General features: G+C 69.1%; 22 protein-coding genes. 15 read left to right on the top strand and 7 right to left on the bottom strand.

Going from position 1 to position 21,362, the window contains the following annotated elements; genetic code table 11:
- From VMJ70_14245 to VMJ70_14265, 5 genes are all read left to right on the top strand, one after another.
- Positions 1 to 312, top strand: a 312-nt coding sequence (locus VMJ70_14245) for a cytochrome c maturation protein CcmE (GenBank protein HTO92287.1), incomplete at its 5' end; no start/stop codon positions are given.
- Positions 309 to 2,651 carry a cytochrome c biogenesis protein CcsA gene (ccsA, locus tag VMJ70_14250; GenBank protein HTO92288.1) on the top strand — a complete coding sequence of 781 codons (2,343 nt, stop codon included), beginning with the start codon at positions 309 to 311 and terminating at the stop codon, positions 2,649 to 2,651. The genes VMJ70_14245 and ccsA, both read left to right, overlap by 4 nt.
- A 92-nt stretch (positions 2,652 to 2,743) precedes the next feature.
- Positions 2,744 to 3,001 (top strand): hypothetical protein, encoded by a 258-nt coding sequence (locus VMJ70_14255; protein ID HTO92289.1) that lies wholly within the window; start codon positions 2,744 to 2,746, stop codon positions 2,999 to 3,001.
- A complete protein-coding gene (dinB, locus tag VMJ70_14260) occupies positions 2,998 to 4,284 on the top strand; it encodes a DNA polymerase IV (GenBank protein HTO92290.1) in 1,287 nt (428 codons plus the stop codon). The genes VMJ70_14255 and dinB overlap by 4 nt, the downstream gene beginning before the upstream one ends.
- Positions 4,281 to 5,123, top strand: a complete 843-nt coding sequence (locus VMJ70_14265) for a DUF72 domain-containing protein (protein ID HTO92291.1) — start codon at positions 4,281 to 4,283, stop codon at positions 5,121 to 5,123. Before dinB ends, VMJ70_14265 begins: the two co-directional genes overlap by 4 nt.
- Before the next feature lie 57 nt (positions 5,124 to 5,180).
- Here VMJ70_14265 and VMJ70_14270 read toward each other — a convergent pair whose 3' ends face one another.
- The 6 genes from VMJ70_14270 to VMJ70_14295 all read right to left on the bottom strand — a co-directional run bounded on the left by VMJ70_14270 (position 5,181) and on the right by VMJ70_14295 (position 11,587).
- Complete coding sequence (locus VMJ70_14270) at positions 5,181 to 6,461, bottom strand: PDZ domain-containing protein (protein HTO92292.1); 1,281 nt, start codon at positions 6,459 to 6,461, stop codon at positions 5,181 to 5,183.
- Positions 6,462 to 6,490: 29 nt separating this feature from the next.
- Positions 6,491 to 7,042 carry a hypothetical protein gene (locus VMJ70_14275; GenBank protein HTO92293.1) on the bottom strand — a complete coding sequence of 184 codons (552 nt, stop codon included), beginning with the start codon at positions 7,040 to 7,042 and terminating at the stop codon, positions 6,491 to 6,493.
- Positions 7,035 to 7,559, bottom strand: coding sequence for a sigma-70 family RNA polymerase sigma factor (locus tag VMJ70_14280; protein ID HTO92294.1), 525 nt, complete (start codon positions 7,557 to 7,559; stop codon positions 7,035 to 7,037). The genes VMJ70_14275 and VMJ70_14280 overlap by 8 nt, the downstream gene beginning before the upstream one ends.
- A 183-nt stretch (positions 7,560 to 7,742) precedes the next feature.
- Positions 7,743 to 8,801 carry a class 1 fructose-bisphosphatase gene (fbp, locus tag VMJ70_14285; protein HTO92295.1) on the bottom strand — a complete coding sequence of 353 codons (1,059 nt, stop codon included), beginning with the start codon at positions 8,799 to 8,801 and terminating at the stop codon, positions 7,743 to 7,745.
- Between the two features lie 2 nt (positions 8,802 to 8,803).
- A complete protein-coding gene (locus VMJ70_14290) occupies positions 8,804 to 10,195 on the bottom strand; it encodes a class II fructose-bisphosphate aldolase (GenBank protein ID HTO92296.1) in 1,392 nt (463 codons plus the stop codon).
- Between the two features lie 135 nt (positions 10,196 to 10,330).
- Positions 10,331 to 11,587, bottom strand: coding sequence for an FAD-dependent oxidoreductase (locus tag VMJ70_14295; protein HTO92297.1), 1,257 nt, complete (start codon positions 11,585 to 11,587; stop codon positions 10,331 to 10,333).
- Between the two features lie 154 nt (positions 11,588 to 11,741).
- Here VMJ70_14295 and VMJ70_14300 point away from each other — a divergent pair, with 154 nt between their 5' ends.
- The 5 genes from VMJ70_14300 to VMJ70_14320 are packed head-to-tail and all read left to right on the top strand — an operon-like array spanning position 11,742 to position 17,266.
- Entirely contained in the window at positions 11,742 to 12,239 is a 498-nt protein-coding gene (locus VMJ70_14300; GenBank protein ID HTO92298.1) for a (2Fe-2S)-binding protein, read from the top strand.
- Positions 12,236 to 14,722 carry a xanthine dehydrogenase family protein molybdopterin-binding subunit gene (locus VMJ70_14305; protein ID HTO92299.1) on the top strand — a complete coding sequence of 829 codons (2,487 nt, stop codon included), beginning with the start codon at positions 12,236 to 12,238 and terminating at the stop codon, positions 14,720 to 14,722. The genes VMJ70_14300 and VMJ70_14305 overlap by 4 nt, the downstream gene beginning before the upstream one ends.
- Positions 14,716 to 15,705, top strand: coding sequence for an FAD binding domain-containing protein (locus VMJ70_14310; protein HTO92300.1), 990 nt, complete (start codon positions 14,716 to 14,718; stop codon positions 15,703 to 15,705). Before VMJ70_14305 ends, VMJ70_14310 begins: the two co-directional genes overlap by 7 nt.
- Complete coding sequence (gene xdhC / locus VMJ70_14315; GenBank protein HTO92301.1) at positions 15,702 to 16,604, top strand: xanthine dehydrogenase accessory protein XdhC; 903 nt, start codon at positions 15,702 to 15,704, stop codon at positions 16,602 to 16,604. Before VMJ70_14310 ends, xdhC begins: the two co-directional genes overlap by 4 nt.
- Positions 16,601 to 17,266, top strand: a complete 666-nt coding sequence (locus VMJ70_14320; GenBank protein ID HTO92302.1) for an NTP transferase domain-containing protein — start codon at positions 16,601 to 16,603, stop codon at positions 17,264 to 17,266. Before xdhC ends, VMJ70_14320 begins: the two co-directional genes overlap by 4 nt.
- 27 nt (positions 17,267 to 17,293) lie before the next feature.
- Here the strand turns inward: VMJ70_14320 and VMJ70_14325 are convergent, their stop codons facing one another.
- The gene (locus VMJ70_14325; protein HTO92303.1) at positions 17,294 to 17,641 is read right to left on the bottom strand and encodes a Rieske 2Fe-2S domain-containing protein; all 348 of its coding nucleotides are present in this window, start codon (positions 17,639 to 17,641) and stop codon (positions 17,294 to 17,296) included.
- Positions 17,642 to 17,759: 118 nt separating this feature from the next.
- Between VMJ70_14325 and VMJ70_14330 the strand changes: the two genes are divergently transcribed.
- The 5 genes from VMJ70_14330 to thyX all read left to right on the top strand — a co-directional run.
- Complete coding sequence (locus tag VMJ70_14330) at positions 17,760 to 18,626, top strand: phosphatase PAP2 family protein (protein ID HTO92304.1); 867 nt, start codon at positions 17,760 to 17,762, stop codon at positions 18,624 to 18,626.
- 41 nt (positions 18,627 to 18,667) lie between these two features.
- Entirely contained in the window at positions 18,668 to 19,240 is a 573-nt protein-coding gene (locus VMJ70_14335) for an LOG family protein (protein HTO92305.1), read from the top strand.
- On the top strand, positions 19,237 to 20,412 hold the full coding sequence (locus VMJ70_14340; GenBank protein ID HTO92306.1) for an aminotransferase class V-fold PLP-dependent enzyme: 1,176 nt from the start codon (positions 19,237 to 19,239) through the stop codon (positions 20,410 to 20,412). The genes VMJ70_14335 and VMJ70_14340 overlap by 4 nt, the downstream gene beginning before the upstream one ends.
- Before the next feature lies 1 nt (position 20,413).
- Entirely contained in the window at positions 20,414 to 20,827 is a 414-nt protein-coding gene (locus VMJ70_14345) for a hypothetical protein (protein ID HTO92307.1), read from the top strand.
- Positions 20,828 to 20,925: 98 nt separating this feature from the next.
- On the top strand, positions 20,926 to 21,362 hold a 437-nt coding region (thyX, locus tag VMJ70_14350), incomplete at its 3' end, for an FAD-dependent thymidylate synthase (GenBank protein HTO92308.1).

Below are 21,362 nucleotides of genomic sequence, written 5' to 3' on the forward strand. Positions count from 1 at the left end.
TCGGTGACGCCGTACATCTCGTTCACCGAGGCGCGCCGCGCCAGCGGACTGGTGCAGGTGAACGGCGTTCTCGCCGATAAGAACTACGTGCTCAAGCGCGACGAACAATTCCTCGAGTTCAAGCTCAAGGACTCGAAGAACGAGGTGCTCCCCGTGGTGTACCGGGGAGTGATCCCGGGCAATTTCGATCAGGCGGTCTCGATCGTGGCGATCGGGCGCTACCAGCAGGACCATTTCGAGGCCGAGCAGCTGCTGGTGAAGTGCCCGTCGAAGTATCAGGCCATGGCGGAGAAGGAAGCCCGCTCGTCGTGAACCTCGGCGTGGTCTTCAGCTGGGTCGCTTTCCTGGCCGGGCTGGCCGCGGGCCTCGCGTTCCTGGCGGCGGCCGGTGGCCGGACCGCCGCCGAGCGCCCCGGAAAGCTCGCGTACGTCGTCCAGTGGAGCGGTTTTCTGGCCGCGACGCTCACGCTCTGGCGCAACATCTTCGCCCACGACTTCCGCTACGAGTACGTGGCCAGCTACACATCGCGACACATGGAGCCGCACTACCTGTACGCCGCGTTCTGGGGCGGACAGGAGGGCACGTTCCTGCTGTGGGCGTTGATCACCTCGACGCTCGGCCTGATCCTGATGCGCATCAAGCATCCGCTGGTCTCGGGCGCGATGTTCTTCCTCAATCTGCCGCTGGTGATGCTCGGGCTGGTGACGGTGATGCGCGGGCCGTTCCTGATGCTGGCGCCGGGTCGCGTGCCGCTGGATGGTTCGGGGCTGAACCCGCTGCTCCAGGATCCGTGGATGACCATTCATCCCCCCGTCCTGTTCACCGGATTTTCCTCTCTGGCGGTGCCGTTCGCGATCGCGATGGCGGCGCTGGTGCGCCGGGACTACGACGGCTGGGTCAAGCTGGCGCTGCCGTGGGTGGCGTTCTCGACCGGCATTCTCGCCACCGGCTTCATCATGGGAGGGGTGTGGGCCTACAAGGTGCTGGGCTGGGGCGGCTACTGGGGCTGGGATCCGGTCGAGAACGGCTCGTTCATCCCCTGGCTGTCGAACGTGGCGCTGCTGCATGGATTGATGGTGCAGCGCGCGACCGGAAGCCTTCGCCGCTCGAACTTCTTCCTCGCCGTCACCTCGTACGTGCTGGTGCTGTACGCGTCGTTCCTGACGCGCAGCGGCGTGCTCGCGGATTTCTCGGTCCATTCGTTCGCCAATCTGGGACTCAGCAGCTTCCTGCTCTCGTTCCTGTTCCTGGTGATCGTCGTGGGCTACGGCCTGTTGCTGTATCGCCTGCGCGACATCCCGGGGCCGCCGCGGCCGCTCGGCAGCTTCTCGCGCGAATCGCTGATGTGGCTCGGCCAGCTGGTGTTCATGCTGATGGCGGCCCTGATCACGGTGGGCATGAGCGCGCCGCTCATCACCCGGTTGTTCGGCCCGCCCTCCAACGTGCAGACCTCGTACTACAACCTGGTCAACGCCCCGCTCGCGGTGGCGATGTGCCTGCTGCTCGGCGTCGCGCCTCTGATCCGCTGGCGTGAGCAGGAGCACGCTCTCACCACCGGCAAGGCCTGGATTGCGCTCGCCGCCGGGGTGGTGGTGACCGCGCTGGTGGCGATGCTGGGTGTGCGCGAGATGCTGCCGCTGCTGGTGACGCTCGGAGTGACTTTCTCGTACGGGGCGCTGGCGCTCGCCATCCCGGGCGTCATCGTGCCGCTCGGCTTCGCGATCGCGGCGGCGCTGGTGGCCATCCTGCTCGGAGTCCGCGAGCCGATTCCGGCCGCGCTGGTGATGTCGGCGGCGTTCGCGCTGGCCGCCAATCTCACGGTGACGCTGCGCGGCTTCCGGACGGGATGGAAGCACGGTGTCGCCTATCTCGCCCATACCGGCGCCAGCGTGATGCTGATCGGGATCGTTGCTTCGTCGGGCTATGGTCGCGCGGCGCAGGTGCAGCTGCCGCAGGGCGTCGAACGCAACGCGCTGGGCTATCGGCTGAAATTCGAGGGGGTGCAGCACGAGGCGAACGGGAAGGACCACGTGCTGATCGCGGTCAACGCTCCGGAGCGGAACTTCGAAGCGTCGCCGGCGCTGTACTGGAGCCCGTTCAATCAAGGCTACATGAAGAAGCCGCATATCGAGCGCTTCCTCACCCACGACATCTACATCTCGCCGCTCGAGATGGTGGGGCAGGACGAGGGCGAGGAAGACCTGCTGTGGCTGTCGAAGGGCGAGACCAAGCAGGTGGGACAGGTGAAGTACACCTTCGAGGACTTCGACCGCGAGATGGGCGACGTGGTGCGCGTGGCCGCGCGCCTGCGCGTCGAGATCGGCGGGCGCACGGTGCCGGCACGGCCGCTGCTCGAGGTCAACATGGGAACGGGGATCCAGAACCGCATCCCCGATTACCTGCCAGGCGGTGGGTCGGTGACGATCGCCAAGGTCGACCCCAACACCGGGCGCGTGGGGCTCGAGGTGCCCGGCCTCGGCGGACGCCAGAAGGTCGGCGACATCCTGGCGGTCGAGATCAGCACCAAGCCCTTCATCAATCTGGTGTGGGTGGGCGCGATCCTGATGCTCGGCAGCGTGTTCCTGGTGGTGGCGCGCCGCGGTCTCGATCTGGCGGCCGCAAAGGCGCGCAAGCAGGCCGCCGCGGCCTGAGCGGCATTCCCCTGAAACGAGCCCGAAAAGGAGATTCGGGTTGCCTACTGCACGTATGTGCAGTAATGTCGATGCAGATACGTTCTCGCGCCATGTTCGAAACCCTCAGCGATCCCATCGACGTTCTGACCGCCTTCGTGGAAGGCCGCATCCGGCCGCTGCGTTTCCGCTGGCATGGCCGGGTGGTCCGGCTCAAGGCGATCACCGGCGAATGGACGCGCCGGGAGGGGCAGACGGTGCTGCGGCACTACTCGGTCGAGGGCTCGCGCGGCGAAAGTTTCGAGCTGAGCTACGACCCGCGCTCCGCCCGCTGGACGCTCACCCGCGCCTGGACCACGCCGCCCTCATGATCCCCCGCGTCGAGGTCGCGCGCGCGAGCGCCACACGTCAGATCCTGCTGATCGATATGGACGCCTTCTTCGCTTCGGTGGAACAGGCGCAGCATCCGCATCTGCGCGGCCAGCCGGTGATCGTCTGCGGTGATCCGGAGCGACGGGGAGTGGTGACGGCGGCTTCCTACGAAGCGCGTCCCTCGGGGGTTCATGCCGGCATGCCGCTCCAGGAGGCGCGGCGGCTCTGTCCGACGGCCCACTACGTCGAGGGCAATCCCCAGAAATACGTCGGGATTTCGCTTCAGCTGCTCGATCTCTATCTCGAATTCACTCCCGATGTCGAGCCCTTCAGCGTGGACGAGGCGTTCGCGGGGTTGGGGCCCGAAACCCCGACGCTCGCCGACGCCATAGAGGTCGCGCGCAGGATCCAGAGCGAGATCCGTTCGCGCTTCGATCTCAGCGCCTCGATCGGCGTGGGTCCCAACAAACTGGTGGCGAAGATGGCCTCGGGGGTGCAGAAGCCGGCGGGGCTCACCGCTCTCGACGAACAGGGATTCTGCGACACCTTCTGGCGGGCGGAAGTGCAGACCATGTGGGGCGTGGGACCCAGGCTCGCCGAACGCATGCGGTCGCTCGGGATCGTCACGGTCGGCGATCTGGCCCACGCCCCCGAAGGTTCGTTGCGAGCGGCCTTCGGCATCATCGGCCCACAGCTCCGCGCGGCGGCTCACGGCCGCGACGAAACGCCGCTCATTCCGTACCATCGAGCCATCGACGCCAAGTCGGTGGGACACGAGGTGACGCTTCCCGAGGACTGCGAGGATGAGGCACGACTCGAAGGCATGCTGCTGAGACTCTCGGATCAAGTGGCGAGACGCATGCGCTCGGAGGGCTACGTCGGCCGCACCATCGCGCTCAAGCTGCGCGATCGGAGATTTCGGACCCTGATTCGCCAGCGGGCACTGCCCCGCCACACCGCCGACGCCACCCTCATCTTCGAGACCGCGCGACGCCTGCTCAAGTCCAACTGGAAGCGCGACCCGCTCCGCCTGCTCGGCGTGAGCGTCTCGGAAATCGAGCGCGGCGAGGACTCGAGGCAGGGGGCGCTGTTCGGTTCCGACCAGCGTTCACTCAGGCTGCGCTCGGCTCTTGATCGCCTGCGCGACCGGCTGGGCGAGGCGAGCGTGGTGCCACTCGGAAGCCTGCGCTACCGCCGCGAGCTCGGCCACGTACCGTTCGGCGCAGTGTCCCCTTCCCGAGGTCGGCCCCCGGACGACTCTCGCGACGAAGACCCGGCGTGAACTCGCTCTTCCCCGAGGAGCCTGACCCACTCGAATGGCAGCCCGACGAACGGGTGCGGGTCGGCACCTCGGGCTACTCCTTCGCCGACTGGGTCGGCCCCTTCTATCCGCCCGGGATGCGCTCCGGCGATTTCCTGTCCTTCTATTCGAAGCGCTTCCCGGTGGTGGAGGTGAACTCCACCTACTACCGCATCCCGCCCCCGCGGGTGCTCGAGCAGATGGAGAAGAAGACTCCGCCGGGCTTCCGCTTCATGGTCAAACTCCATCAATCCATGACCCACGAAGGCTCGAGCGACGCGTCCCTGGTCCAGGAGTTCCTCGCCATGCTCGAGCCCCTCAAGCGTGCCGGTAAGTACGATGGGCTGCTCGCCCAATTCCCGTGGGGATTCCGCCGCACCGCCGCGAGCGAAGCTCATCTCGACACCCTGAGGAAGCGTCTGGAGGGCGAACCTCTATTTGCGGAATTCCGCCACGACTCGTGGGCGAAGCCCGACCTCGGCGACTGGCTGCGGGAGCGGAGCATCGGCTACTGCGCGGTGGACGAGCCGGCGCTCAAGGGACTGATGCCCCCGATCGCGCTGCTCACCACCGATACCGCCTACGTGCGCTTCCACGGGCGCAACAGCGAGACGTGGTGGGGGCAAGGTGGAGGCGACCGCTACGACTACGACTACTCGGAAGCGGAATTGAAGGAGTGGTTGGAGAAGGTGGCGAAGCTGGCGGAGCAGGCGAAGCGCACCTATCTCTTCTTCAACAATTGCCACGCCGGTCAGGCGGCGCGTAACGCGAAGCTCATGCAGGAGCTGCTGCGGCGCCAGGGACTGCTCGAGCCCAGATGAGGCCGGGGCGCCAGGCTCGTTTGGAAACGCCGCTCGCCTGCCGTTTCCAAGCGGAGCCTAGTTCTTCGCCGGTTTGTCCTTCGCGCTCGCGTTCTTGGGGCTGGGCTTGATGCGGATGGTCGCGTCGCGCGTGGTGATCACGATCTCGTCGCCGGAATCATCCACCACCACGCTGCCGAGGCCGCGCACCTCGACGTCCGAGCCCGCCACCGAGCCGGCATAGCGCAAGCGGCGCGGCGCGGACGGCACGGGCGCGAGCCGCTCGAGCTGCCTCAGCTGAACCTCGAGATCGCGCAGGTTCACGTTCATGTCTTCGCTGTGGCGACGCTGCTCGCGCAGCGCCTCGATCTTCTGCCGGTAGGCCTCGAGCTCGGGGCCGCGGTCGTCGGGCCGGGCCGCCGCGGTCACGTTCAGCGTCTTCGAGGAGCCGTCGCGCAGCACCGTCCAGCTCACCACCTGCCCGGGCTTCATCGAACCGAAGCGGCGGCCGCCCTGGTCGCTGAGCAGTGAGAGCCCGTCGATCTTGGCGAGCACGTCGCCGCGGCGAAGGCCGGCCCTGGCGGCCGGACCGTCGGGATCCACGAAGTAGATCGTCGGCAGGGTGGAGAACGACCACACCGGTGTGGTGCTCGAGTCGGGCCTCTCCCCGCCGCACTCGTTGCAGGTGAAGCCGACGCCCAGCCAGCCGCGCGGCATGGCTTCCGGCCCGGCGTCGGGAAGCTGGAACGCACGTCCCATCGCCTCGCCTCGCCGCATCCACATGGCACGCGGCGCCGGCGGCGGCATCGGGGCTTCCCCCGGCGCGGGCGGCGCCATGCCCGGAGTCATCGCCGTCGGCGGGCTTGGCGGCGTCGGCGCCGGGCGGGGCGCAGGGACGTAAGACATGCTGAACGAGCCGGTCAGCTCCTCGGGGCAGATCGAGCCGACCGTGAAGCGCACCGGCAGCTCGCGGCCGTCGCGGCGCACGGTAAGCGTGACGTCCTCGCCGGGCTTCAGACTCGAAAAGATCTCGCTGCCGTTGCGCGTGGTGATCAGAGTGCCGTTGACCGCCGTGATCACGTCCTCGGCTTTGAGCTTGCCGGCCGAGGGGCCGTCGGCATCCACTTCTCCGACCACCGGCTCGCTGCGGAACACCCAGCTGCGCGTCAGGTAGCGCTGTCCGTCGTTCGAATGCATCTCGAAGCTCGTCGAGCAATGGCAGTCCAGATCGACGATGCCGAGATAGCCGAGCTTCGGCATGTCGTCCTTGCAGGCGAGCGCCGGCGCGACCCACAGCATCGCCGCGCATGCGATCGCGCCCAGCGCCGAATTCAGGACCTGCTGCGAGTCCCTCAGCATTCGAAATTCCTTTCCCGCCCGCATCGGCGTCAGAACCACACCAGCCGGCTGTTGCCCGCGCTCGAGTCGGTCTGCGACGCGCTTCTCATGCCGGCCAGGATGTTGACTGCGAGCGGATCCTCGGGAGCGAGCCGCACCAGCTGATTGGCCGCCGCGTGGAGCGCGTTCACCGCGACCTCCCGGCCCTGGGAGACCTCGGACGGCGAGCTGGCGTGCTCCGAGGCCGACGCCAGCGCCGCCATCGCCGAGACGTAGGCCGAACCGGTCTGCTGCACCAGCGCCGCAGCGCGCGTCGCGTCCTGCTCGTGGAGCTGGGCCACCACCTGGGTGGTGTGGCGAGCCTCGAGCCAGCTGCCCATGCCGAACCCGCCGACGAAGATCGCGAGCGAGGCCGCCAGCGCCGCCCCGATCCAGGCGGGGGAGAGCGGAAAACGGATCACCCGCACCGGTGCCGAACGAAGCAGGCCGGCCGAGCGCAGCGCGCGAACCGTGCGCTCTTCGAGCGAATCGTCGGGGTCGAGAGTTCGCGGCAGCGTGCGGAAGCGCTCGCGCTCGTCGGGGCTCAAATCGTCGTCATGCATGGCGTCTCTCCACGGCAGGTTGAAGGAGCGCCCGCATCGCCCGGCGCGCGTCGAAGAGCTGGCTCTTCGACGTGCCCACCGCGATGGCGAGCTGCTCGCTGATTTCCTCGTGAGTGAATCCTTCGATATCGTGAAGGACCAGTACGGTCCGATAACCTTCGGGCAGGCGAGCGATGGCTCGCTCCAGATCGACGCGTTCTCCATCGCGCGAAACCCGCGTCGGAAGCGCCAGGGTCTCGGGCAGCTCCTCGGTCCGCTCGCGTCCGCGGCGGCGAAGGGTCTCGCGCGAGAGATTGAGCGCGATCGAGGTCAGCCAGGTGCGCAGGCTCGACTCCCAGCGGAAGCCCCCCAGCTGGCGAACCGCCCGCACCCAGGTTTCCTGCAAGACATCCTCCGCGTCGGCCACGTTGCCGCCCAGGACGCGCAGCACGAACGGGTAGAGGAGCGGCGTGTAGCGCCGGTACAGCCCACGGAAGGCGCGCTCGTCCCCCGAACGGACCACCGCGTCGGCCAGCACCCGGTCATCCGGCGATGTGGAGGGGCGCCCAATCGTCATATCGTTCCATGGGTCGGTCGGATCATGACAAGGGTTGGATGCCGGAGGCCGAAAACCGACCTCTCGTCGGCGGGCTTGACCCGGCCCAAACCCTTGTCGGCCGCGGGCCTGCCGAACCGGCTCCCGACGTCTCGACCTCCGAGCCTATTGCAGCCGGGTCGGCAGCGGTTGGCCGCCGCGGCGCTCGGCGCGGATCGCGGGGTGCTTGTCCTGGATGAACTCCTCGCATTCCCGGACGTCGTCGGGGCTGCCGATGAAGAGCGGGGTGCGCTGGTGGAGCGCCGAAGGCGGCAGCTCCATGATGCGGCGGGAGCCGTCGCTGGCTGCGCCGCCGGCCTGCTCCGCCACGAACGCCAGCGGCGCCGCCTCGTAGAGCAGGCGCAGCTTGCCGTGCGGATTCTTGAGATCGCTCGGGTACAGGTAGATGCCTCCGTAGAGCAGGTTGCGGTGAAAGTCCGCCACCAGCGAGCCGACGTAGCGCGCCGAGTAGGGGCGGCCGGTCGCGCTGTCGCTGGCCTTCAGCCAGTCCACGTAGCGCTTCACGCCATCGAGCCAGCGCGCGTAGTTGCCCTCATTCACGCTGTAGATGCGCCCGCGCGCGGGTGTCCGGATGTTGGGATGGCTGAGCAGGAACTCGCCGATGCTGGGCTCGAACGTGAAGCCGTGAACGCCGTCGCCGGTGGTGTAGACCAGCATGGTGCTCGAGCCGTAGAGGACGTAGCCCGCGCACAGCTGGCGGCGCCCGGCCTGCAGCACGTCCTCGAGCGTTCCGCGCCCGCTGCGCGTCAGACGCGGCAGGATCGAGAAGATCGTTCCGATGTTCACGTTGGCGTCGATGTTCGCCGAGCCGTCGAGGGGATCGAAGTTGACGACGTAGCGTCCGATCGGGGCGCCCTCCGGGACCTGCACGATGTCCTCGTCCTCTTCCGAGGCCACCACCGCCAGCTGACCGGTCGAGCCCAGCACGCGCATGATGGTTTCGTGGGCGAACACGTCGAGCCTCTGCACGCGTTCGCCCTGCACGTTGATGTCGCCGGTCGCCCCGAGCACGTCCACCAGGCCGGCGCGCACCACCGCCTTGTTGATCATCTTGGCGGCGAGCGCGATGTCGAGCAGCACCGAAGTGAATTCGCCGCTGGCTTCAGGATGCTCGCGCTCCTGCTGGAGCACGAACTGGGAAAGGGTGACGATTCGCCCGGGCATGGTCAGTCCGACAGGCCGCTGACGTCCTCGGCGGCACCGGCGCGGACCGGCGCGCCGGCCGACGGGAACGAGTCGGGAACGAACGGCGCGTATTTTTCGGCCAGGGCGCGCGTGCCGCCGACGTGCAGCTGCGTGAGCAGGAAGCGGAACTTCTCCTCCAGCGCCGCCCCCATGGCGCGGCGCACGTCAGCCGGGAGGCCCCACAGCTCGCGCTTCCAGCCGCCCAGCGCCTTCTTGCGCGTCTTGTAGTAGAACTGCTCGTCGCTGTCGCTGGGCTTGCGGTCGCCGGCCTCGGTCTCGCGCAGCTTCGCGTAGATCGCCTGCTTGAGGTCGGCGGGCAGCTGCGGCGAATCGAAGATCATGTTCTGGAATTCGGTGGCGAGGTGGATCTCGCACGCGCCGAGTTGTGGAAAACGATTGAACAGCTCGGCGGGCAGCGTCGAGGCGCCGTGCTGCACTGCGCCCGCCATGCCGTACGGCTGGCGCGCCAGCTTCGACAGCTTGTCGATGGCGTCGAAATCGATCTTGACCCTGGCGATGGTGCCGTCGGGGAGCGGGACGCCGCCGTGGGAGGTGCCGGTCTGGATCGAGATCTTGGAGAGTCCGGGAGCGCCGGGCGCGAGCCGCGTCAGCGCCGCCGCGTACACCTTCATGAACGCGTGCAGCTCCTCCGGGGTCGAGTTCTGGCTGCCGACCTCGCCGATCTCGCCGCCCACCGAAACGGTGACGCCGCGCGGCTCGTGCGCACGGATGAACGCGGTGAGCTCGGCGCAGCGCTCGCCGTTCACCTGCTGCTGCGCTTCGTGCCCGTGCTTCGACAGATCGACGAGCGTCGAGGTGTCCACGTCGATGTTGTAGAAGCCGGCGCGAATCGCCTCGAGCGTCAGATCCTCGACCGCGCGAACCTCCCCCTCGGGGTCGGCCGCGTATTTCTTGGCGTTGACCTGGAAGTGGTCGCCCTGGATGAACACCGGTCCCTTCCAGCCCTCGCGCAGCGCCGCGCCCAGCAGCACGAACGCGTATTCGGCCGGACGCTGATCGGTGTAGCTGATCTCGGAGCGCGCGATCTCGCAGATCACCGCGCCGGCGTCGAGCGCGCGCCGCGCGCGAAACAACGCGCGCGCCGTGTCGTAGGCCAGCCCGCGGATGTTGATCGCGGGCACCGTGAAGTCGAGCGGGGTCTCGCCGCGCCCGCGAGCCATGTAGAGGCCGTGAATGCTGGCCGGATAGAGGCCCGAGGAGCGCGCCTGATCGAGCACCGCCTGGCGCGCCCGCGCGCGAACCGGCTCGGCGCCGAACACGCCGCTCCACACCAGTCGATCGAGGGCCTCGCCGCTGCCGCTGGCGAGCGCCGCGGTCGCGATCCGCACTTCGTCGGCGTTCTTCAGTTCCATTCAGGCTCCCGGAAGCCCGGCTCCGGACCCGGATTCACCGGGTGCCCTGCGGCCGGAGTGGATGGCTAAAGATGCGGCGAGAGAATTCGGAGTATAGCCCGGCGACGCGCAGGTCGACCAGAAGCGCGGCGGGATTCAGCGCCCGGCGGCGCCCAGCGCCACGAAGCCGTCGCGACCCTGTCGAAGCTCGGGGAAGCGACCGGGATCGTAGCTGGAGATGCCGGGGGAATTCTTCCAGCTCAGCAGATCGGCGAGCTCGAGCGTGCACGCAGCGGCCATGCCCATGCCGTGGCCGGTGAAGCCGCCGCAGATCGCGAGGTGATGCCCGGCGTCGAGCCAGCCGACCAGCGGCCGCCCGTCGCGCGCGAAACCCATGGTGCCCGCCCAGCGATGCTCGATCGCGGCGCCCTCCGGGACCAGCTCGGCCAGCCCGGACTCGATGCCCTTCTGGATCGCCTCGGTCGGCTCATCCTCGTAGCCGCTCTCGCCGTCGAAGTCGAGGTCGCGCCAGCCGCCGATCACCAGCCGGCCGTCGCGGGTCTGTCGCCAGTACCGATACCCGTACTGGGCGTAGGTGGGATAGGGGGCCACCTCACGCCCGATCGGCGCGGTCGACAGCATCTGCCCGCGCCTCGGCACGATCAGGTCGCCGAGCGCCGGGCACAGCTGCGGGGTGAAGGCGTTGGTGCACAGCACCAGCGTTCGCGCGCGCACCGTGCCGCGCTCGACTTCCGCGGTCCACAGCCCGCCGCTCCAGCGCGCCGAGCGCAGCGCGGTATGTCCGTGCATGCGCACGCCGTGCGCCTCCGCGGCTCGGGCAACGCCGTGGATCAAGCGCACCGGGTGAAGCTCGCCATCCTCGGACGAGAGCAGCGCGGACACGAAGCGTGAGGTCGCCTGCCCCGGCACGGCGCGCTCGACCGGGATCTCCTTCATCGCGAATCCGTCGGCCTGCAACAGGGGAATCGCGGCGCGATACTCTTCGGATTCCTCCTCCGAGCACGCCAGGCGCACACTGCCGTGGCGGCGGTAGTCGCAGTCGATGCCGAGCTTCTCGATCAGCTCGCGCAGCCGCGCGTGCGAACGGCGTCCGGTCTCGAGCACCGCGCGCGCTCCGAGACGACCCCAGAACTCCACCGCCTGCGGGTAGGGCTCGGCCGGGGCCGCCAGCAGGAATCCGGCATTGCGGCCGCTCGCCGAGCCGGCGATCGGCCCGGCTTCCAGCAGAGCCACCACCGCGCCCTGCTCCACCAGCGTGTAGGCCAGCGTCACCCCGGTGATGCCGCCGCCCACGATCAGCACCTCGGCGTCGATCTCGGCCTCGAGCGGCGCGAAGGCGGGAGGCGGAGCGGACCACCACAGGGATCGGGGCTCAGTGCCGGGCCGGGACATAGAGTCGCATTGTGACGGCGACGCGCGTTCCCGACAAGCGAGGCGGGGGTCTCGAAACGCGGCGGAAGCTCCTCGCCGCGTTGACACCCCGCGCGTCAGGGGCTTGAATCAACGGGATTCGGACCCGTGAACCACCCGATCCCTCGAGGTGCGCTTGAGCACCAGCATCTGCCGGCTGCGAGTCAACGGCGAGTCCCGCGAGTGCGCGGTCACCCCGGGCACCACGCTGCTCGAGGCCTTGCGTTACGGCCTCGGCCTCACCGGATCGAAGCAGGGCTGCGACAAAGGCGACTGCGGCGCCTGCACGGTGGTGATGGACGGCGCGCCGGTGCTGTCGTGCATCAGCCTGGCGCTGGCGTGCGAGGGTCGGGAGGTGGTGACCATCGAAGGGCTCGCGCGTGAGGGCCGGCCGCATCCGCTTCAGGACGCGTTCGACGTGACCGGCGGCGCGCAGTGCGGATTCTGCACGCCCGGGATCCTGATGAGCGCGTGGGCACTGCTCGAGCGCGAGCCGCGGCCGACGCGCCGGGAGATCGCGCAGGCGCTCTCGGGGAATCTCTGCCGCTGCACCGGCTACACCAAGATCTTCGAGGCGGTGGAGCTGGCCAGCCGGCGCATGAGCGAAGCCGCGGCCGCCGAAGGCGCGCGGTGAGCGGCTCCTCCCGTCGTTCCGGGACGCCGCGCGTTCCCAGCGGGCGCGCGATGCCGAACGACGACCGGCTGACGCCGCCGGTCTGGCCGGAAGGGCGGACGCTGCCCCCGGGCGGAGCGTTCTCGACCATCGGCCGCCGCAACCGCAAGATCGAGGGGCTGGCGAAGGTCACCGGACGCGCCATGTACGCCGACGACCTGACGCTCCCTCGCATGCTGCACGGGAAGCTCAAGCGCAGCATCCACGCCCACGCGCGCATTCGCTCGATCGACGCGAGCGAGGCGCTCGAGATGCCCGGCGTTCACGCCGTCATCACCGGCAGGGATCTGCCCACGCGCTACGGCATCATTCCGTGGACGGAGGACGAGCAGGCGCTCTGCGAGAACAAGGTCGGCTACGTGGGCGACGCGATCGCCGCGGTGGCCGCCGACAGCGAGCTGATCGCCGAGGAGGCGCTGAAGAGGATCCGAGTGGACTACGAAGTGCTGCCGGCGGTCGCCGACATCGACACCGCGTTCGCGCATCCCGAGTGGAAGGTGAACGAGACGTCGAAGGACGGGAACATTTCGAAGCAGGTCTTCCTGGAGTTCGGTGACGTCGAGCGAGCGCTGGCGGCGAGCGACGCGACGGTCGAATGCGAATACTGGTACGAGGGCTCGACCCACACCCCGATCGAGCCGCACTGCTGCCTGGCCGAATTCGACGCCACCGGCTTCCTGACGGTGTGGTCGAGCACTCAAGTCGCGCACTACCTGCACCGCGATCTCGCCAAGGTGCTCGAATTGCCCACGCAGCGCGTGCGTGTCATCCAGCCGGTGGTGGGCGGCGCGTTCGGAGGCAAGAGCGAATCGTTCTCGCTCGAATTCTGCGCCTCGAAGCTGAGCATGATCACCGGGCGGCCGGTCAAGATCCTCTACACCCGTGAAGAGGTGTTCTACGCACATCGCGGCCGGCATCCCATGCGCCTTCGCTATCGCACCGGCGTGAAGCGCGACGGCACGCTGACCGGCGTGGATGCCAAGATCGCGATCGACGGCGGCGCCTACTCGAGCTTCGGCCTCGTGACCACCTATTACTCCGGGCAGCTCCTGACCGCGCCCTACGATCTCGGCACCTATCGCTTCGATTCGACGCGCGTGTTCACCAACAAGCCCTGCTGCGGGCCGAAGCGCGGACACGGCTCGGTGCAGCCGCGCTTCGCCTTCGAGTGCCAGCTCGACAAGCTGGCCGAGAAGATCGGCATGGACCCGATCGAGCTGCGCCGCCGCAACACGATGCGCGCGAACTCCAGGACCGTGAACGGCATGCGGGTGACCTCCAACGGCTTCCCGCAGTGCCTCGACGCGGTCGAGCGGTCCTCGGGCTGGGGCGAAAAGTTCCGCCGGATGCCCTACGGGCGCGGCGTGGGCGTCGCCGGCAGCATGTACATCAGCGGCACCAACTACTGCATCTACCCGAACGAGATGCCTCAGTCGGCGGTGCAACTGAAGCTCGATCGCAGCGGTCGCGCCACGGTGTTCTGCGGGATCTCCGACATCGGCCAGGGCGCCGAGTCGGTGCTGGCCTACATCGTCTGCGAGGAGCTGGGACTCGAGTTGCGCGACGTGCGGGTGGTGGCTGCCGACACCGATCTCACTCCGGTGGATCTCGGCTCCTACTCCAGCCGCGAGACCTTCATGTGCGGCAACGCCTGCCTCGATGCGGCACGCAAGCTCCGGCGCGAGATCGCCGCCACGCTCGCCGGCGCCTGGGGCTGCGAGACCTCGCAGGTGACGCTGGCCGGCGGCGTGGCCTGCTCGACGCGCGACCCCGAACGCGAGCACATGAGCGTCAAGGAGGCCTTCCAGCGCACCGAGGCGCGCGTCGGCACGCTCGGCTCGGTCGGCTGGTACCAGAGTCCCAAGCTCGGCGGCGACTATCGCGGCGGCACGATCGGCGCGTCGCCGGCTTATTCATTCACCGCGCACGTCGCCGAGGTCGAATGCGACGTCGAGACCGGGTTCGTCGAGGTGAAGAAGATCTGGATCGCCCACGACTGCGGGCGCGCGCTCAATCCGGTGTCGGTCGAGGGCCAGATGGAGGGCAGCGCCTACATGGGGTTCGCCGAAGCGCTCATGGAGGCGCAGGTGTTCAAGCCCGCCGCGACCCATCACGGTCCCGGTCTCCATCACGGACCGTCGCTGCTCGATTACCGCATTCCGACCTCGCTCGACACCCCCGAGCTGGAGTCCCTGATCATCGAGAGCGTGGATCCCGAAGGTCCCTATGGCGCCAAGGAGGCGGGCGAGGGGCCGCTCCACCCGAGCGTGCCGGCGATCGCCAACGCCATCTACGACGCGCTCGGGATTCGCTGCGATCGATTGCCGTTCGACCCGCCCGCGGTGCTGCGCCTGCTCCGCGCCGGAGACGCGCGAGCGCGATGGCAGGCGGCGCGGTCGCAAGCGGCGCGCGGAGAGTCGGCCCGCGCCGGCCGCTCATGCTGACGCTCCCGCGCTACGCATGGGTGAAGCCCGATTCGATCGAGCGGCTGCTCGATCACCTCGATCGGCACGCAACGGAGAGCCTGCTGGTGGCCGGCGGCACCGACGCGGTGCCCAATCTCAAGCACCGGTTGCACGAGCCCGGCTACGTCGTGCTCATCGCCGGCATCCAGTCCTTGCGTCGAATCGAGGAGCGGCCCGAAGGTCTGCGGCTCGGGCCGCTGGTGACGTTGAGCGAGCTGGCCGCGCATCCGGCCGTCCTGCGCGATTATCCGGTGCTGGCGAAGGCCGCGTCGCTGGTCGCCTCCCCGCAGATCCGCAACATGGGGACACTCGGCGGCAACCTGTGCCTCGACACCCGCTGCACCTACTACAACCAGACTTACTTCTGGCGCGAAGCGCTGGGCTTCTGCCTCAAGAAGGACGGAGTGGTCTGTCACGTGGTGCCGCAGGGCAAGCGGTGCGTGGCGGCGCACTCTTCGGACGTGGCGCCGGTGCTGATTGCGCTCGGCGCCTCGCTCGAGATCACCGGGCGCGGCGGCGTTCGGGAGCTCTCGGTGGACGATTTCTTCGTGGGAGACGGAGTCCACAACAACGTGCTGTCGCCGGGCGAAGTGGTCACTCGCGTCATGCTCCCGGCGGAGTCGCGAGGACTCCGGGCCGGCTATCAGAAGCTGCGGCCGCGCGCGGCGATCGACTTTCCGATGCTGTCGGTGGCGTTCAGTGCCCGTATGCGTGAGGGTGGCTGCGAGCGCGTCCGCCTGGTAGTGAGCGCGATCGCCGCCAAGCCGCGCGTGATCGGCGGCGTGGAGGCGCTGGCCGCGGGCCGGCCGCTCGACGCCGGGCTGGCCGAGGCGCTGGCGCAGGCCGCCGACCGGCAGTGCCGCCCGCTCATCAACGTCGCCTACGACCAGGACTACCGGCAGGAGATGGTGCCGGTGTTCGTCAGGCGCGCCGTCCAAGAGGCCGCGGGAGGCGAAGCATGAAGGAGGATTTCGGGAGCGCTGGAGTCGGCCCGGATCCGCGCAGCGACGCGGCGGTCTGGGAGGTGCTGCAACGCTGGCGTGCCGAGCGCCGCCGCTTCGTGCTGGCCACGGTCACCGAGTCGCGCGGGTACACGCCGCGCAAGCCCGGTGCGCACATGCTGGTTGGGAGTGAGGGCGAGACCGCCGGCACCATCGGCGGCGGCGCGATCGAGCAGGAGGTGCTGAGCGCGGCGCGCGCCCTGCTCGAGAGCGGCGGCTCCGCCACGCTCCGCCGGCATCTCACCCAGGAGCTGGGCATGTGCTGCGGCGGGGAGATGGCGGTGTTCCTCGAGGTGCTCGAGCCCGCGCCGCGACTCGTGGTGTTTGGCGCCGGCTACATCGCGCGGCCCCTCGCCGCGCTCGCGGCGAGTTGCGGATTCGAGGTGCGGGTGGTCGACGAGCGCGCCGACTGGGCGACCGCCGAACGCTTCCCCGCGGCCAGGGTCGAGCTGCGCGAGCCGGAGGCGTTTCTCCACGCGTTCGAATCGAACCACGACGACTTCGCGGTGGTGGCGACCCACGACCACGCGCTCGATCAGCGGCTGGTGCAGATTCTCCTGCGGCGGCCCTTCCGTTTCGTCGGGATGATCGGCAGCGTTCCCAAGCAACGGAAATTCGCGCTCCGGCTCAAGGCGCGCGGCTATTCGAGCGCCGAGATCGCTCGGCTCCAGACACCGCTCGGGGTCTCGATCGGGGCCGATACGCCGGAGGAGATCGCGGTGAGCGTGATGGCCCAGCTGATTGCCGTACGGCGCGGCGCGCGCACCACGGCGGGATGGACTCCGCCGGTGCGCGAACCACTCGCCGCCGAGTCGGCGAAACTCCGGATCGAATCGTCCCAGGAACAGGAGACTTCATGAAAGTCGGCGTGCTGCTCGCGGCGGGGGCTTCCACCCGGATGGGCTCCCCGAAGCCGCTGGTCCAGTCGGGTCGCGAGAGCTTTCTGGTGCGCGGCGTACGGGTGCTGTGGAGCGCCTGCGACGTGGTGATCGTGGTGCTGGGCTCGAAGGCGGCGCAGGTGCGCCGGGCCACCGAGCGGGAGCTCGAGAAGCGCGTCAGCATCGGGTGGTTCCATCACGCGCTCTTGAATCCGCGCCGGCGGATGAACCGCGCGCTCGAAGTGCACTTCGTGGTCAATCGATCCTGGCGCCGCGGCATGTACGGCTCGGTGCGAGTGGGGCTCGCTGCGGCGCGACCGCTCAAGCCCTCCTCGCTGGTGGTGCTGCCGGTGGATCACCCCGAGGTCGGTGCGCGCACCATTTCGGATCTCGCCGAGGTGATGGAGCAGGCCCTGCAGGCCTGCCGCAGCGCCCGCGAGCGCGCGGCATTCAGCTACGCGCTCATTCCACGATGGCGCAGGGATCGCGGGCATCCGCTGGTGCTCACGCCCTCGCTGGCCTGGGCGATTGCGAGCGATACCGCCGCCGCCGATCTGAGCGATGCGGTGCGGCGGCATGCGCGGCTGGTCGGCTACCTCGACGTCGAGGATCCCGGCATCACGGTGAATCGGAACACGCCGTAGCCGGTCGGCCCGCCGCCGCGGTCGAGCTCATCCGGCGGGCCGCCGGACTCCGGCCCACAGCGCGCCCTCGCGCTCCTCGACCTCGAGCCGCGTGAGTCGCGCGCCGACGCACGGGCCTTCGAAACACTCGCCGGTGTCGGGGCGGTAGCGAGCGCCGTGGTGACAGCACACCAGCGCGTCGGCCGCCTCGTCGAAGAAGTGGGCATCGCCGAAGTCGAGGGCCAGCGACTCGTGACGGCACGAGTTGACGTAGGCGCGCACCTGACCGCGCCAGCGGACCGCGAATGCTTCGCGCGAGACGCCGTCGAGGGTGACGGTGAAACGCACGCCACTCCGTTCGCGCAGCGAGCGTGCGTCGTCCAGGACCCGGATCATGGGGCTCAGAGTCGCCGAGCTCGGCGCGGCCCGCAACCCGGTGCTGTCGCGCGGCGCCGCTCTGAGGTAATGTCGCCGCGCCCTGCCACCCTCTTCGCGCCTCTCGCGCCGATCACGCATGAGCGTCGATTCGAAACCTTCCGCAGCGCCCGAAGATGCCCGAGCTCAGACCGTGGCTGCCGGCGCCTGGCCGGGCCGCGCCAGCGAGCCGCTGGTGCTCCGTGGCGACCTGCGCAGGAGCCTGCAATGGCTCGGCCGCGGGCTGCTCGACTGGCTTCCGCTCTACGTGGCGCTGTTCGTCTACGACGAGATCAACAACTGGCTCGGGCCCCTGCTGCCGCCGCCTCATGCCCGGTCCCTGATCCACTTCGATCAATGGCTGTTCGGCGGCGCCGTCCCCGCGGTCTGGCTGCAGCGCGCCTTCTACACGGATGGGCAGCCGCGAGCGTGGGACTGGGCGGCGCTTGCGATCTACTGCTCCCACTTCTTCGTGACGCTGCTGTGCGCGCTGGTGCTGTGGCTCCGCTCGCGTCCCGCCTACCTCCGCTACATGAGCTGGGTGGTCGCGTTGACCACCCTCGGCTTCGCCACCTACATCGCGCTGCCGGCGGTGCCGCCGTGGCTGGCCAGCCAGCGCGGCCTGCTCGCGCCCACCCACCGGATCGTCCGCGAGCTCTGGCAGCACCTGGGATGGAGCGGGATGGCCGCGCTGTTCTCGGGCTCGAACCTCTATGCGAACGACGTGGCGGCGCTGCCCTCGCTCCATGCCGCCTATCCGCTGCTGATGGCGATCTTCCTGTGGAGGACGAGCCGGCCGTGGGCTCGCGCGGCGCTCGCGGCCTACGCGCTGGTGATGCCGGTGGTGCTGATCTACTTCGCCGAGCACTACGCGCTCGACATCCTGCTCGGCTGGCTCTATGTCGGCGTGAGCCTGCTGCTGGTCCGCCGACTCTGGCGGCTCCTGGCGCGGCGCGAGGCGGCCTGACTGGAGAGCGTGTTGCCGGGCGTGGCAAGATGGAGCGCGTGATGACCTCGCGTCCGTTGATTGCGGTGTTCGGCAGCAGCACCGCCCGCCCTATCGATCCCTCCTATGCCCTGGCCCTCGAGCTGGGTCGCGCCATCGGACGCGCCGGCGCCGACGTGATGACCGGCGGCTATGGCGGCACCATGGAAGCCTGCTCGCGCGGCGCTCACGAGACCGGCGGGCACGTGGTGGGCGTCACGGTCGAGCTGTTCGAGAAGCGGGGGCCGGTGAATCCTTACGTGATCGAGCGCGTTCACACTCCGGACCTGTACGAGCGACTGCGCCACCTGCTCGATCGAGCCATGGGTTTCGTGGTGTTGCCCGGCAGCCTCGGCACCCTGAACGAGCTGTTCCTCACCTGGACGATGGTCAGCGTCGGGGGCAGGCGCCGCGAGCCGATCGTGCTGCTCGGCGAGCACTGGCCGCAATTCATCGCCGCGCTGCGCCATCCCGACATGGTGACGCCGTCATTGTTCGAATTCGTCCAGATCGCGAGCGGTCCCGACGACGCGGTGCGGCGCGTGCTCGAGGGTGCGACCGCCACGGCCCCGCATCCCGAGGCCTCGCGCGGATGAATCCGACCGCGGTCCAGCGCGATCCGCTGCTCGAACTGCGCGAGGAATTCCCGAGTCTCGAGCACACGCTGCACTTCGCCTCGCACACGCTGGGTGCGATGCCGCGCGGCGTGGACGAGGCGTTGCGCCGCTATGCGAACACCTGGCGCGTGCGCGGCATTCGCGCCTGGGATGAGGGGTGGTTCGCGATGCCCACCGAGGTCGGCAACCTGCTCGCCGGGCTGTTCAACGGCGAGCCGGGCTCGGTCGCCATGTTCGAGAACGTCACCATCGCCGAAGCGGTGGGGCTGTCGGCGATCGATTTTCGCGCGCCTCGCAACCGACTGGTGTGCGGCGCCGAGGACTTTCCCTCGTTGCTCTATCTCTACGAGGGCCTGACCCGCCGCGGCGCCGAACTGGTGCGCGTGCCGAGCCGCCAGGACCGCCGTATGGACGAGCGCGACATCATCGCGGCCATCGACGAGCGAACCGCGGTGGTGGCGCTCTCGCACGTGATGTTCCGCAGCTCGCAGGTCCTCGATCTCGCTCCGATCGCGGCGCGAGCCCGCCAGGCCGGCGCGCTGACCATGATCGACGCCTATCAGGCGATCGGCACCGTGCCGCTCGACGTCCGCGCGGTCGGCATCGACCTGCTGGCGGGCGGCTCGGTGAAGTGGCTGTGCGGGGGCCCCGGAGCCGGCTACCTCTACGTGAGCCCGCGCGTCGCCCCGAAGCTCGAGCCGGCGCTGACCGGCTGGATGGCGCACGAAAACCCGTTCGCGTTCGACTCGGGGCCCACGCGTCGCGATGCCGGCGCGCGCCGCTTCTGGACCGGCACGCCCGGCATTCCCGCGTTCGCCGCGGCGCGCGAGGGCTACGCGATCGTCGCCCGCGCCGGGATCTCGGCGATTCGGGAGAAATCGTTGCGGCTGACCGGGCGCATGATCGCGCTGGCCGACGAGATGGGTTTCAAGGTCGGCTCGCCGCGCGAGCCCGTGCGGCGAGGCGGCACCGTGGTGCTCGACATTCCCGACGCTGAGCGCGTCTGCCACGCGCTGCTCGCCGAGGACGTGCTGCTCGACTTCCGGCCGGGCGTGGGGCTGAGGCTGGCGCCGCATTTCTACACCCGCGACGACGAGGTCGAGGAAGTGATGCGCCGCGTGCGGGCGCACCTGAACCGGGAAGCCTCCTGAGATGTTCTACACACTGCTGGGCGTGACGCTTGGCGTCTCGCTGCTGACCTCGGGGATCGTGGTGGCGTTCTTCGGCCGGCCGATCCGCCAGATCCTCGAGCGCATCATCGGCGAGCAGGTCGCCGAGGCCTGGCAGAAATTCCTGACCTTTTCGCTGTTCGTGGTCGGGGTCTCGTCGGGGGTGCAAGTGTGGAAGCTCGAACAGTACTTGCAACCCCAGCCGATCGGTCCCGAGGGCAAGCCCCGCGTGCTCGCCCTCGATGGCGCCGCCATCGCGCTCGAGGTCTACCGCACCGTGCTCCAGGTGCTGCAGGGCATGGCCTGGGCGCTGCTGGTGTTCTTCGTCGTGGCGCTCATCGCCTTCGTGCTGGTGAAGCGCGGCGAGACGCGCGACCCGCCCGCAGCCTCGGCCTGACCGCGGCGATGCGCGACTGGGCCCGACGCTTCCGGCTCTGGTAGATTGCCCTCGCTCGGACCGAATCCCTCCATCTCGCGAACCCGCCGGAGCCCCGCATGGATGCCAGCGCCGTGTTGTCGCCAAAGCCCCTGAAGATCGTCCGTGAACCCCGCATCTTCCTGGTCGGACGCCAGACCCTCGATCCGGCCGGAATCGAGAGCTTCCTGGGGGAGCATGGGCTCACCTGGCAGACCGACACCGAGGTCGGCGGGGAAGCACTCGCCGAGATCGCGGGCCGGGTCTGCTACATGTCCTACGGCAAGGGCCGCAAGACCAATCGCGAGTTCCTCGAACACCTGGTCGAGGTGGGGCACGGATCGGTGCTCGAGCACGCGGTGTGGAGCTTCCTGATCACCGGCGTCTCGCGCTCGTTCACCCACGAGCTGATCCGCCACCGGCACTTTTCCTACTCGCAGCTGTCGCAGCGCTACGTCGACGAATCGGACTCGGATTTCATCGAGCCGGAGGTCATCGCCTCCGATCCGGCGCTTCA

It is taken from the genome of Candidatus Sulfotelmatobacter sp., from assembly GCA_035498555.1.
Taxonomy (GTDB): Bacteria; Eisenbacteria; RBG-16-71-46; order RBG-16-71-46; family RBG-16-71-46; genus DATKAB01.

Excerpts from the sequence above, each read along its gene's own strand:
- VMJ70_14335 (HTO92305.1), top strand. The coding sequence starts at position 18,668 with ATGACCTCGCGTCCGTTGATTGCGGTGTTCGGCAGCAGCACCGCCCGC.
- VMJ70_14290 (HTO92296.1), bottom strand. The coding sequence starts at position 10,195 with ATGGAACTGAAGAACGCCGACGAAGTGCGGATCGCGACCGCGGCGCTC.
- VMJ70_14270 (HTO92292.1), bottom strand. The coding sequence starts at position 6,461 with ATGCTGAGGGACTCGCAGCAGGTCCTGAATTCGGCGCTGGGCGCGATC.
- fbp (HTO92295.1), bottom strand. The coding sequence starts at position 8,801 with ATGCCCGGGCGAATCGTCACCCTTTCCCAGTTCGTGCTCCAGCAGGAG.
- VMJ70_14310 (HTO92300.1), top strand. The coding sequence starts at position 14,716 with ATGCTGACGCTCCCGCGCTACGCATGGGTGAAGCCCGATTCGATCGAG.
- VMJ70_14255 (HTO92289.1), top strand. The coding sequence starts at position 2,744 with ATGTTCGAAACCCTCAGCGATCCCATCGACGTTCTGACCGCCTTCGTG.
- VMJ70_14320 (HTO92302.1), top strand. The coding sequence starts at position 16,601 with ATGAAAGTCGGCGTGCTGCTCGCGGCGGGGGCTTCCACCCGGATGGGC.
- VMJ70_14345 (HTO92307.1), top strand. The coding sequence starts at position 20,414 with ATGTTCTACACACTGCTGGGCGTGACGCTTGGCGTCTCGCTGCTGACC.
- dinB (HTO92290.1), top strand. The coding sequence starts at position 2,998 with ATGATCCCCCGCGTCGAGGTCGCGCGCGCGAGCGCCACACGTCAGATC.
- VMJ70_14275 (HTO92293.1), bottom strand. The coding sequence starts at position 7,042 with ATGCATGACGACGATTTGAGCCCCGACGAGCGCGAGCGCTTCCGCACG.
- VMJ70_14330 (HTO92304.1), top strand. The coding sequence starts at position 17,760 with ATGAGCGTCGATTCGAAACCTTCCGCAGCGCCCGAAGATGCCCGAGCT.
- VMJ70_14340 (HTO92306.1), top strand. The coding sequence starts at position 19,237 with ATGAATCCGACCGCGGTCCAGCGCGATCCGCTGCTCGAACTGCGCGAG.
- VMJ70_14325 (HTO92303.1), bottom strand. The coding sequence starts at position 17,641 with ATGATCCGGGTCCTGGACGACGCACGCTCGCTGCGCGAACGGAGTGGC.
- xdhC (HTO92301.1), top strand. The coding sequence starts at position 15,702 with ATGAAGGAGGATTTCGGGAGCGCTGGAGTCGGCCCGGATCCGCGCAGC.
- VMJ70_14295 (HTO92297.1), bottom strand. The coding sequence starts at position 11,587 with ATGTCCCGGCCCGGCACTGAGCCCCGATCCCTGTGGTGGTCCGCTCCG.